8 protein-coding genes are annotated in these 12,077 nt (G+C 56.2%); 5 read left to right on the forward strand and 3 right to left on the reverse strand.

Annotation, left to right across the window (positions count from 1 at the left end; genetic code table 11):
* Positions 1 to 235: 235 nt before the first annotated feature.
* A complete protein-coding gene (locus tag NATTI_RS0122325; RefSeq protein ID WP_006091184.1) occupies positions 236 to 1,417 on the reverse strand; it encodes a CaiB/BaiF CoA transferase family protein in 1,182 nt (393 codons plus the stop codon).
* 590 nt (positions 1,418 to 2,007) lie between these two features.
* Between NATTI_RS0122325 and NATTI_RS0122330 the strand changes: the two genes are divergently transcribed.
* On the forward strand, positions 2,008 to 3,033 hold the full coding sequence (locus tag NATTI_RS0122330) for a TAXI family TRAP transporter solute-binding subunit (protein ID WP_006091185.1): 1,026 nt from the start codon (positions 2,008 to 2,010) through the stop codon (positions 3,031 to 3,033).
* Between the two features lie 35 nt (positions 3,034 to 3,068).
* A complete protein-coding gene (locus NATTI_RS0122335) occupies positions 3,069 to 5,030 on the forward strand; it encodes a TRAP transporter permease (RefSeq protein ID WP_394296416.1) in 1,962 nt (653 codons plus the stop codon).
* Positions 5,031 to 5,219: 189 nt separating this feature from the next.
* Here the strand turns inward: NATTI_RS0122335 and NATTI_RS0122340 are convergent, their stop codons facing one another.
* Complete coding sequence (locus NATTI_RS0122340; protein WP_006091187.1) at positions 5,220 to 5,366, reverse strand: hypothetical protein; 147 nt, start codon at positions 5,364 to 5,366, stop codon at positions 5,220 to 5,222.
* 128 nt (positions 5,367 to 5,494) lie between these two features.
* On the opposite strand from NATTI_RS0122340, the gene NATTI_RS0122345 reads away from it, so the two are divergent.
* The 3 genes from NATTI_RS0122345 to NATTI_RS0122355 all read left to right on the forward strand — a co-directional run bounded on the left by NATTI_RS0122345 (position 5,495) and on the right by NATTI_RS0122355 (position 11,144).
* Positions 5,495 to 6,286: an IclR family transcriptional regulator gene (locus NATTI_RS0122345; protein ID WP_006091188.1), complete on the forward strand. Its 792-nt coding sequence runs from the start codon at positions 5,495 to 5,497 to the stop codon at positions 6,284 to 6,286.
* A gap of 2,524 nt (positions 6,287 to 8,810) precedes the next feature.
* Complete coding sequence (locus NATTI_RS0122350; protein WP_006091189.1) at positions 8,811 to 9,134, forward strand: hypothetical protein; 324 nt, start codon at positions 8,811 to 8,813, stop codon at positions 9,132 to 9,134.
* A 777-nt stretch (positions 9,135 to 9,911) separates the two neighbouring features.
* Entirely contained in the window at positions 9,912 to 11,144 is a 1,233-nt protein-coding gene (locus NATTI_RS0122355; RefSeq protein WP_006091190.1) for an orc1/cdc6 family replication initiation protein, read from the forward strand.
* Between the two features lie 458 nt (positions 11,145 to 11,602).
* On the opposite strand, the gene NATTI_RS0122360 is transcribed toward NATTI_RS0122355, so the two are convergent.
* Positions 11,603 to 11,881 (reverse strand): PadR family transcriptional regulator, encoded by a 279-nt coding sequence (locus NATTI_RS0122360; RefSeq protein WP_006091191.1) that lies wholly within the window; start codon positions 11,879 to 11,881, stop codon positions 11,603 to 11,605.
* Positions 11,882 to 12,077: the final 196 nt, after the last annotated feature.

Raw genomic sequence — 12,077 nt, forward strand, 5'->3', positions numbered from 1 at the left:
AGCCATTCACACGGTTTCGAGTCGAATTGGCGAAATTGCTGCCGTTCGAGCCACAGTAATTTCTCTCTATGAAACGATCTTAGATATACGTTCCTAAGACGAAACAGACATTTCGAGTTGCAGTATCGGAGTCGATGCCTGGCTACGCCGGGACCGTGTTACTCACCAGTTGACCAGACGGTCGGCGAGTTGGCAGACGGCGAGTCAGTTCTCGGTCCTTTTGAGCGGGCGGCGATCAGATGACTTCGTCGTCCTCGAGGCTCTCGATTTCGTCGTCGGAGTAGCCCAGTTCCCCGAGGACCTCCGCGGAGTGTTGGCCGAGATTCGGCGGTGCGCGTTCGTGGGTGGTCTCGAGGGAGGAGAAGTTCACCGGGTTCGCCGGGGATTTGAGTGTCCCATGTTCGGGGTGTTCCATCTCCGCGATCATGTCCCGCCCCTGGATGTGTGGATCGTTGACCACGTCCTCAACGTCGTTGACGGGCGAACAGGGGACGTCGAACTCGCGAAGGTGGTCGATCCACTCGTCGGTGGTGAGTTCGGCGAAGATCGTATCGAGTCGAGCGTCGAGTTCCTCGCGGTGTTCGATCCGGTCTTTGAACGTCGCGAATCGGTCGTCATCGATCCACTCCTCGTGGTCGAGGGCCCGACAGAGGTTCGGCCAGATGCCTTCGCTGATGACGCCGACGATAATGTAGGAGTCGGCCGTCTCGACCGCCTGATACGGGGTGAGACTAGGGTGTTTCGTTCCCATCCGTTCGGGGACTTCGCCAGAGACGAAGTAGTTGGTGACGTGATAGAGCAGCCACTGAAAGCTGGTGTCGTACAGGGAGAGTTCGATGTGCTGGCCCTCGCCGGTCTGTTCGCGGTGGTACAGCGAGGTCAGAATGGCGTACGTCGCGGTCATCGCGCCGGAGACATCACAGATCGAGACGCCGACTCGAGCTGGCTGATCGCTACTCCCCGTGATACTCATCATCCCGGACTGACCCTGCAGGACGATGTCAAAGGACTTGCGGTCGCTGTAGGGGCTGTCCGAGCCGTAGCCGGAGACATCACAGTAGATGAGGTCATCGTTCAGCGCCGAGAGCGTCTCGTGATCCGCATCGAACTCCTCGGCCTTGCCGGGGCTAAAGTTCTGCATAAAGATGTCGGCCTCCTCGATCAGTTCGTGGAGAACCTCCTGTCCCTCCTCGCTGGTTAGATCCAGAGAGAGACTCCGTTTGTTCCGGTTCAGGCTGACGAAGTACGCCGAGAGTCCCTTGTCGTACTCCGGCTGATACGTCCGGGTCAGATCCCCGTAACCGGGTCGCTCGATCTTGATCACGTCGGCACCGAGGTCACCGAAGGTCTGGGTCGCCATCGGACCGACCAGCGCCTGCGTCGCATCGATAACGGTAATGTCCGCTAACGGTTGCATACATCAATCCTCTGTCCCACCCGAGTATATACGCACCGATACTGTTTCCATGTCGCTACTATCCGAACCGACGGGTTCGTCATACTGCTGGACAGAACGACGTGAAAGTGGTCACATTCCCGGCCCGTCTCTGCGGGCGACGGCCGTAAAACGTGTGCGCTCTGTTGGGCATCCAACCCACTTGATTGCCTAACAGCCGCGGATTCGCGACCGGCGTCGTACTATACTATCCACTGAACGTCAATACACACCTAATCGCACGACTGCTGTACGATTAGTGTGTGAGTCGTTTCAGTTGTTGCGATAATTGATACCTGCCGGTAGCAGTCTCGACCGATCTTTTGCCAACTGGGGACCGATTACCGACACGATCGGCGGTGACACCGGCGACAGACGAGTCATGCGGTCTACCGTTCGTCGGTACCGGCATATCTGGGACCCGGTCGGTGTGCTGGTGCAGAGTTACAACAGTCCGTATCACTGCAGTCAGCATCGACAGGTTCCCGACCGGCGAATAATGTAACCAGTCTAAGGCATGCCAATTGCCGATAATAGTAATATTTATCTATTGGATTCTCCCACCATGTGGTATGACGCCAAGTCAGATCGATAGACGTAGCTTTCTGAAAGTATCGGGCGGTGCCGGTATCGCCGCACTGGCAGGCTGTCTCGGCGGAGATGTCGAGGCGGTTTCGATCGGGATTCCGGGTGGGTCGTCCACGACGGGTCAGTCCGCACAGGCCCTGCAGTCGGTCGTTCAGGATCAGTCCGATAGCATCCGGTTCGACACCGAAGATTCTGGGGGCGACCCGGCGAGCATTCGACTCTTCAATGATGACGAACTCGACGGCTACACGGCTAGCAACTTCATTTCGACAGCCGCGATGAACGACGACGAGCCGTTCGCCGAGGACCCTGTCGACGGAATTGCCTACCAAGGCTTCCAGATCGGCGTCCTCGAACTGCACTGGGTCGCACTCGACGGTTCGGGCGTCGAAACGACCGACGACCTGCTTGACGACGACATCACCGTCTGGATGCTCCCGCCAGGATGGGGACTGCGCCAACTCAGCGATACCGTTCACGAGAGTATCGGCATCCTCGATGAACTCGAGGAGAACGAGGTCGACGCCGACACGAGCGACATCGCCGGCCGCGTCGACGAGGGCGATGTCGACGCACTAATCTCCTACGGGGCGAACGGCGTCAACCTCCCCGGGTGGGCGACCGAGGTCGACGCCCGGGCGGATCTCTACGCAGTCGAACACACTGAAGAGTTCCAGGAGGGCGCGGCAGCTACCGAGGGTGTCAACACCGACACGATCGAAATCTACGGCTACGACCAGGACATGGGCGCCGACGAGGTCTTTACCTGGCAGGAGACGTTCCAGTTCTTCTTCGCAGAGGAAATGTCCGACGATGTTGCCTACGAGGTCGCCGAAATCAGCCACAACCACTGGGAGAGCGCACGCGAAGCACAGGAGGCCTACCTCGACCATTCCGACTTCGCGAACATGGTCGGTGGCTACATGGACGGCGTTCCCATCCACCCCGGCGTCGCCGACTTCCTCGAGGACGAGGGCGAGTGGGACGACTCCTGGGAACGCGGCGAATAACTGACCCAATACCAATCATTACTATTTGACCAGTTATGGACCTGAAACCATCACGACTGGCGGTGACGCTCATGGCGGTCGTCCTGTGGGTTTGGGTGATCTCGTACGCGTGGTTCTCGTGGCTACCGCGTGCGCAGTACACGGTCGCCTTTGTTGGGTTGTCCGTGTTCGTCTACCTGTTCCACGAATATCTCGAACTCGGAGACGACGATAATCGGCTGCTACAGAGCGCAGTTCTCGGAGCGAGCGGCCTCATCACAGCCGTCGCGACCGTCTACATCTACGTGAACTACAGCACCCTCGTCACGACTCGGGTCGGCTACGCCCTGCAACACGAGATCTGGTTGGCCGCCGTCTTTACGGGAGCCATGATCTACCTGACCTACCGGGCGTTCGGGCTTGCGTTCGTCGGCGTGCTCCTCTTTGCCATCTTCTACGGCTACTTCGGGGAGTACTTCCCAGGCGTGTTGGTTCACTCCGGGTTCTCGGGGACCCGTATCCTCAACATCATGGTCCTCGAGGCGAACGGCTTCTTTGGCAACCTCTCACAGATCGTTGCTGCGTGGGTCGCCCTGTTCCTGTTGTATGCAGGACTGCTGAAGTCCTACGGGGCGTTCGATCTTGTCATCCGCGTCGCGTTCAGGGCGGCGACGGTCGTCCGATCGGGTGTCGCTCAGTCGGCAGTCGTCGCGAGTCTCGTCATCGGGTCGATCAACGGCTCGCAGACGGCAAACGCCGCGATGACCGGTTCGTTCACCATCCCGCTAATGAAAAACAGCGGCCTGAAGTCCGAGACGGCTGGCGGCGTCGAATCGGTCGCTTCGACTGGCGGCCAGATCATGCCGCCGGTCATGGGCGCGGCGGCGTTCGTCATGGCCTCGTTGCTCGGGATCCAATACATCGATGTCGTGATCGCCGGACTCATTCCGGCCGCGATCTTTTTCCTGTCGGTTGCCGCAGGTGTCCACTACACGTGGATCGCACAGAGCGGAAAGGCGGAACTCGACGTCAACGACCACATCGACGAGGTCAAGTCGAAACAGCAGCTGATAATCGAAGGCGTGACGTTCGCCGTTCCGCTCGTAATCTTGATCTTCCTGCTCGGTATCCTGCAGTGGACCGTCATGACGTCTGCACTCTATACCGTCATCTCGATGGTCCTGCTCGGCATCGGCGTCCCCGTCACCCAGTCGATCCTGAAACAGGACGAACTGCCGGGGACCGTGTTGAAAACGAAGTTGCTCGAGACGATCGACGGCTTCCGTGAGGGTGCGGTCATCCTTGCACCGATCGTGATCATCATCGCCGCGGTCAACGGGATCGTCGACGTACTGGTCTCGACGGGGGTTCCCGGGATCCTCTCGCTGATCCTCATCGATCTCTCGGGTGGCTCTATGCTGCTGGCCGTCATCATCGCGATGGCCATCTGTATCCTGCTCGGCCTCGGGATGCCAACCGTGGCGGCCTACTCCCTGGTCGCGTTGCTGATCGCACCGGCGCTGATCAACGACTTCGCGATCCCCGAACTCGCAGCCCACTACTTCGTGCTGTACGCGGCGATACTCTCGGGGATCACGCCGCCGATCGCGATAGCAGTCGTGGTGGCTGCCGGAATCGCGGAGGCCAACTTCTGGCGGACGTGCCTCGAGTCGGTGAAACTGGCGGCGCCGCTGTACGTGCTGCCGTTCGCGTTCGTCTACAACCCAGAGATTATCATCGGTGGGTTCACCACGATGACGTTCGTCTCGGGCGGCCTGGCGCTGCTCGGTGCGATCGCTATCATCCACGGCCTGAACTTCTATGAGCGGCCGTTCGGCGCCGGACGCGCGGCCAACGTCGGTATCCGGAGCATCTACTTCGTTCTCGGTGTGGCCATCATGGCCGCGCCGTCGCTGACGATTCGTATCGGCGCGCTCGTTGTCGCGATCGGGCTGTACGCACTGCAGTTGCGTAACCCGCTCGAGGCCGCACCATCCGCGTCCGCCCAGGAAAACTAAGCGGCATCTTCAATCTCGTTTTCCGATTACTCTGCTGTGCGTCTCGTCGGGTCGAGATCCCCCTCACGACCACCAACGGCCGGATGTGATCGGTACGCGACGTTCGACGAGTCGATCGGCGTCCCCTGTCGGACTCGCGGCGGTGGCCAAAAAATAGGTCCAGAGACACGTTCAATCCGATCACGAGGCTTACTCGAGGTAGACGCCGTCGGGGCCGAGTTCCTCATCGGTCGGTGCGCGCGTCTCGGCGACCTCGTCGGCAAACTGCACGTCCCAGCCGGTCGCCTCGCGGATATCGTCCACGATGACATCGGGATGGAGACTCTCAACGATCATCTCGCCGTCGTCGAACGGGCTCTCAGCCGTTCATCGACACCGACGGGTTGATCACCATGTGAAACGAACGCGGTTTCCGTTTCCCTTGCGGGAACCTTTTTATTCGAGCGACCCAATATCAACTCAGTATGCCTCGCAACAATCCCGGGGACGGCAATCGCAAACCTGGTTCTCCGACGATCAAAAGCGTCGAGACCTCGCTCGAAATTGTCGACGAGTTGCAACGGCGTGAGAACGCCCAGGTTACAGAATTGGCCAACGCGACCGGGAAATCCAAGGGTACTGTCCACAAACATCTGATCACGCTCCTGAAACACGATTACGTCGTCAAAGACGGCAACACCTACCGGATCGGGCTTCGATTCCTCGACATCGGCGGCTACGCACTTCACCAGATCGACGGTCTCCAATACATCGAACCGAAAATCGACGAGCTAGCCGAGGTCACCGGCGAAACGGTGCAATTCTCAGTCGAACAGCGAGGCCGTTCCGTCGTTCTCGATCGAAAAGCGGGCAAAAAGGGCGTGTTTAGCCGGGCGCGCATCGGTAAGCGGTTTTATATGCACCAGATCGCCGGCGGCAAAGCCGTTCTGGCGAACCTCCCGGACGAGCGAGTCCGCGATATCATCGACCGACACGGACTGCCCCCTACGACTGACGAGACGATCACCTCTGAAGCTGCTCTGTTCGAGGAACTTAAGGAAGTTCGCGAACGAGGGTACGCGTTCAACATCGACGAGAGTACGCAGGGACTCCGCGCGGTCGGCGTTCCCCTGATGGGTCCGAGCGGAACGGTAATCGGTGCCTTTGCCGTGGCCGGACCGAGCCACCGGATGCGCGGCGAACGCTTCGAGTCCGAAATCCCTGATGTGATCAGGAGCGTTATCAACGAACTCGAGTTGAACCTCGCTCACTCCTGACGGCCGGTGATGATCCCCGTCCCCAGGGAATAGACAGAATAGTGTTAATACCCGGGAAGATTTATATATAAATTTTTATTTTTCTAACCAACAACAGGATATACCGTTTTGAGGCCCCATCCTGGTCAATGGTTGCCGATGAATGAGATGTCTGAGAATCAAGAGCAATTTCGTGATCACAATTCAGAACAGTTGGTAGACACACCGCTTCAGACGCTGAAAGTCGAATAGCTGTTGTCGACCTGAATTCGAGTGCTATCGGTGTACTTCTGACAATATTTGAGTATAATGCCAGAGTTGTCTGAGTTATAACAATAGGACCGTCCCGAGCCGCCGAGCTGATGGACGACGATCACCGGTCTACCCGACTGACGACGAGCCGCTGGGACCAGTGTCAACGTTCGGTCTCAACGGTGTCAACGTTCGGTCTCAACGGTGTCAACGTTCGGTCTCAACGGTGTCAACGTTCGGTCTCAACGAGCCGATCGTCTTCGGCGGTGCCAATACAACCGTATCTGGAGGATGTTTTCATTTCTGGAGTGACCGTCTGGTTCGAGGGAAGCGGAACTCGTACCTACGATTGTCAAACTGAGAATTGTGACAGTCCAAAATATGATAAGTACAGCAACTATGCCGGATTACGCCAACTGCCTCGAGGTCAAGCCCCGTGACATTCGCCTTGAGAACCCTGCAAATCCGCAGCAATTTAGATTCAAGCAGCATCATGCCGTGTCCATATATTGGGATGGCTACTTGTCACCTCCATCAGAATTCTGGCAGTAATCGAACCGTTCGCCGATGTGCCATTCAGCATCGCGTTCCTGTAGTCGCTGAAGCGTGGTCGACATCTCTTTTCGGAAGTGTTTCGCACGCTTGCCACTCCAGAGAATGGGTCTTGTCGGTGTACCGTGCTTAAGACCACAGGTCGTGATCAGCGCAGTCTCACCGATACGTTCTGCGTTTTCCTCGGTGAGGATGGTCGCACGGCACTTCGTGACGGTCACAAAGTGATGTTGAATCGCCTAGACCGTGTGCGACTGACGTAGAGTATTCAGTGGACTGTAGCTCGCAGTTAGTGTAGTCGACCGACGCGATCCACGCCCGTTGAGCAACCCGAAGGTCTGCGATGCATATCAGAACGCAAAACGTTCTAAGGACGTCCCCAGAAGCCGTCAGCTTCTGGTGTGCGAATGAGACGCATATTCCTCTCATCAACGCGGTAAACGGCGGGATTCTCTCGCTGCTTCAAAATAGCGGTGGCATCGATGAAGGTGGGAGCCCCTGCGTTCACGCTGGACGAAAATATCATTCGGCGGTAATTTGGGGTGAGAGAATCGAGAAGAATTGGAGCTGAAAGCATTCAGTCTACGCGGAAAATTTGAACAAGCTACTCTGCGATCGGGTGTGGGTAATCTGCGATCGGTGTGTAAACAGTTTCAGTTGTTACTATGGTACATCCCTGCCTGACTTAAGTCCCCATGAGTACGACATCGCCGTTTCGCATCGGCCTTTTGGAGCTTCGGTGAGATACCAGGAACTGTTTTCTCGAGTTCACTGATACGGATTGCTGTAACGATTTGCCGGCGCAACCGCCGCACGGGTCGCAGTTGCGCCGGAAATGACTTACAGTAAATCGTATGAATCGGAGCGACCGTGATTCCAGAAGAGCGATTAGTACAACCGGATCCCATTTGTTCGAGACCAATGAGAGCGCATCGAGAGCAGCCCGATTGTTTGGTGGTACGATAACGTCATCTTTGCCCATACACCCTACATGGTAGCAATACGATATTCTTGCAACGACTGATTCACAGAAATACAAGGTCGAAGTTGACGACTTCAGTCGTGGATCACTGACACCGGCGAAAGCGTCGGTCGTACTGGTCCACTTTCACTCCGGTTGGATCACCTATATACAGAAAGCCGTAGAATCAACCTACTAACGTAGTGGATACCGGAGTCCACCCTCGCAATACGGACAATCACCTCAATCACCTCGTGGAAAGATCTGTTGCCACATCACCGATCGATACAAGACTACCGCTCTGTTACCGAATCCTCTCCCTCCACATGTCATTCACCCAATATTCTGTGGCATTGTACACCTGCATCTCACACCGCACTCTAAATCCACGGCCAGTGAACACAACTTCTGAACGGGTATCTCGCCATGATTAAACTGAGACAAATATTCGCGCGCAATTCGGAACAGGTCCTGTTCGAATGCCGGCGATGCGGGACGAATGTAGAGCCGGACACCGAGAGATGCCCCGAATGCGATTCGACCGACATTACACGGTACGAACTATGATACGGCGATACGAACTGTGTCGAGGATACCAAAACGGACTATTCGGAGTGACGTGGCGCTAACGAACGGAGAACCGCGGCCTGTCGGGTACATCGGATAGTTCGGGAGTAGCTGCTCGTGTTGTATTCAAGCTACTCGAGTATCCTCTCGAGAGCGTCTCGAAAACTAAAATAAGGCGAGAAGCTATCATACTGCAACGCGAACTGCGGAGTAATGAGTACGGCTGTCGACATCACCCAACAGTACTCGTTTCCGTCACCAATCGACGTGACAGCAGTGCTGGAGCGACTGGGAATCCAGTTCCTGGACGTCAACGAACGTCGCGCGATCGTGATCTTCGACCGCGCCATTCTCAATCTCGAGGCACGGAACGGGAGACTGACTGCTCTCGAGCGGGTAGCGATTACGGTCTACGATATCCCGCTGGACGATGACCGGGAGATCGAAAGCGAAAGCGAGGCCGCAATCGAACTGGTCGAAGACTTCCGTGAGCAATTATCGAGTACCGTGGGCACGAGTACGGAGAACCTCGCGTGAGGAGCGCTGGTGTTGTGAGTATCGCGAACATGCCGAAAAGATATAGTTAGGGATCAAGAACGAACGTAGAGGTCAAGAAAGAACGGCGAGAACGAAGACACCCACACCCCACGTTTCCGTCGTATTGTTGTGAGAGGTGGGGGGGCCGTTTTCTCAGGAGTGGATGGGGCACCCCCCACGTTTCCGTCGTTTCTCCAGGAAAGTGCGGAGGAAAGCACGGTTAGAAAGACGTCAGAAGGACGCTGACGTGCGGTTAGAGTTTATAGACGAATATGGACCCAACGTCAAAGGGCCGTACAGTTAGCGTTGTATAGCTAGATATAGATACTAACACCTCATAGACACTAACACCTAGATTGAAGTGCCTAGGCTGAGAATAGTTCACTAACTTAACTTCGTTAGTTGATACAAGAAGTGTAACTTCGTTGTATCGGTCGAAACAAGGGTGCTACCTCGATATCTACTTCAGTCGGTGATCCGCGGTTGACCGGCGTTCTATTAGGTATCCACCTCTCCGACCCTCGCTTCATCACCCCTCCCCCCTTCTTCGCCGAGTTACGACGGAAACGTGGGGTGTGGGGGTAGGAAAAACAATCCCCCAACACTCCGCTTTAGACTTCTTCTCGGCATACGTCGGAAACTCGGTTGTACTATCAATTCTCTTATCCGACCGCTAGATCCCCTCACTAGCCTATATTATCGATAATTACGTCGGAAATGTGGGGTGGGGCCGTCCGCTAGTTTTATACACCTCCCGCGCACACCGTGTGATACCGAATGACATCAGACTCCTCGTCCAACTCCGTGGACGATCCGCTGTTCGAATCGGGGCATCGGATTTTCTCGAACAAGGATCTCCTGAAAATCGGCCACGTGCCGGAGGCCGACCGGATCGTCGGTCGCGACGAAGAGATCTCGAAATTAGCGAAGCGACTGAACGGGGCCGTTCACGGCTACTCCCCGGAGAACGTGATGATCTACGGAAAGACGGGGACGGGAAAGTCCTTGGTCTCGATGCACGTCTCTCAACGCGCCCGAAACGCCGCACAGGACGGAGTCGCGATCGGAACCGCGTACATCGATTGTGCAGAAGACAACACGGAAACGCAGGCGATCTCTTCTCTAGCCGCGAAGTTGAACGACGAATCAGTCACCGGTATCACCGTTCCACACACCGGTCTGAGCACGTCGAAATATTACAAACTCCTCTGGCAGACGCTCGACGCACAGTTCGACTCCGTCATCATCATCCTCGACGAGATCGATCTGATGAACGACGATAGTCTGTTGATGAAGCTCTCTCGAGCCGAGGAAGCGGGGAAGATCGACTGTAGCATCGGCATCATCGCGATCAGTAACAAGATCCAGTACGTCGATAATACGAACGAACGCGTGAAGAGTAGCTTCCAGCACAAGGAGCTGTTCTTCAAGCCCTACGACGCGAATCAGCTCCGAGAAATCATGCTCAACCGGGCAGACGCATTCCAGGACGGTGTTCTTTCCGACGACGTCGTTCCGCTCTCTGCGGCGTTCGCCGCGCAAGAACACGGTGACGCCCGAAAGGCGATCGATATCCTCCGTCACGCCGGCGAGGTCGCGTATGAGGAGGGCGCCGAGAAAGTTCGGGAAGAACACGTACGACAGGCCCAACAGCACGCCGAAAAGGATCGGTTTCGAGAACTCGTCAACGGTGCACCCACGCAGGCGAAAGCTGCCCTCCTCGCGTTGACCGAACTCAGCGTCAACTCCGACGACGACGCGTTCCTCACCAGCCGCGTCTACGATCAGTACGAACAGATCTGCGAGTATCTTGACATGGATATTCTCTCGGTCCGCCGATTCCGGGACATCTTGAAAGAACAGGCGTTTCTCGGCGTCGTCGAGATCGAGAAGATCAATAAAGGGAGCGCAGGCGGAATCCATCTGCAGAATCGACTTATCGAGGACCCGCAGGTCGTTCGCGAGACCATCCTGGAGGATTCTCGGATGCAGAACTGGAATGCCGAGTAAGGAATTTGATATTTATGCGGGATTCCACGACAGAAGTCCCGGATGAGGCGTAAAGAACCGACAGAAGTTTGATGTGGGTCATGCGGAAACGACGGAAACCTGGGGAGGGGTGTACGGAAACGACGGAAACGAGGGGTGTCGAAGTGAACGACGGAACTGAGGGGTCCGATGACGGTATCGGCAAACCGGTGCCCATTCGTATCCGTGGATACCCGTACGTCGGAAACGAGGGGTGCGTCCAAACTATCGTGAAGTCAACGTACGTCAGAAACGACGGAAATGCGGGGTGGGGCGTGCGGAAACGACGGAAACGAGGGGGGTCAAAACGTCGACGGGAACACGGGGGTCACAGCTGGTGGACTATAGCTATCGCTCGACTCTTTTCAAAAAAATGTTGTGCTCGAGATTCGTGCCATCTCCGTCGACGATGGCGTTGTCTATTCCTGACTACCGTTGTGTTAGTCGAGATCGACGTACTGACTCTCCCAATCTCGGCGGGCTTCGAGCTCTCGCGTTCCGCGACGGGTAACCGAGTAGACGTTGGTCCGTCGGTCCTTGGTGCCCTTCTCGACGAGACCCTTGTCGACGAGCGTATCTAGATTCGGGTAGAGACGGCCGTGATGGATCTCTTTCTCGTAGTAATCCTCGAGTTCTTCTTTGATCGCCAGTCCGTGTGGATCATCCTGTCCGGCAATGACGTACAACAGGTCTCGCTGAAACCCTGTAAGATCGTACATATGGTATCATGCTCGCTCCTATTATATAAAATACCAGTTACGTTCACGTCGCGGAAAACCGACAAGAATATTTCACATCGGCTTTCAGGCACGCTCGGACAGATTCGAACGGGTCGGAATCAGCCACGACAGTGGTGTGCAGTCCGATCTCGTTACAACGTTTCGCCTACGGCATCGGTTCACGCATCGATCCGAT

This window comes from Natronorubrum tibetense GA33 (assembly GCF_000383975.1).
In the GTDB taxonomy this organism is placed as follows: Archaea; Halobacteriota; Halobacteria; order Halobacteriales; family Natrialbaceae; genus Natronorubrum; species Natronorubrum tibetense.

Coding starts and splice junctions, on each gene's coding strand:
- NATTI_RS0122325 (WP_006091184.1), bottom strand. CDS start 1,417: ATGCAACCGTTAGCGGACATTACCGTTATCGATGCGACGCAGGCGCTG.
- NATTI_RS0122330 (WP_006091185.1), top strand. CDS start 2,008: ATGACGCCAAGTCAGATCGATAGACGTAGCTTTCTGAAAGTATCGGGC.
- NATTI_RS0122335 (WP_394296416.1), top strand. CDS start 3,069: ATGGACCTGAAACCATCACGACTGGCGGTGACGCTCATGGCGGTCGTC.
- NATTI_RS0122340 (WP_006091187.1), bottom strand. CDS start 5,366: ATGATCGTTGAGAGTCTCCATCCCGATGTCATCGTGGACGATATCCGC.
- NATTI_RS0122345 (WP_006091188.1), top strand. CDS start 5,495: ATGCCTCGCAACAATCCCGGGGACGGCAATCGCAAACCTGGTTCTCCG.
- NATTI_RS0122350 (WP_006091189.1), top strand. CDS start 8,811: ATGAGTACGGCTGTCGACATCACCCAACAGTACTCGTTTCCGTCACCA.
- NATTI_RS0122355 (WP_006091190.1), top strand. CDS start 9,912: ATGACATCAGACTCCTCGTCCAACTCCGTGGACGATCCGCTGTTCGAA.
- NATTI_RS0122360 (WP_006091191.1), bottom strand. CDS start 11,881: ATGTACGATCTTACAGGGTTTCAGCGAGACCTGTTGTACGTCATTGCC.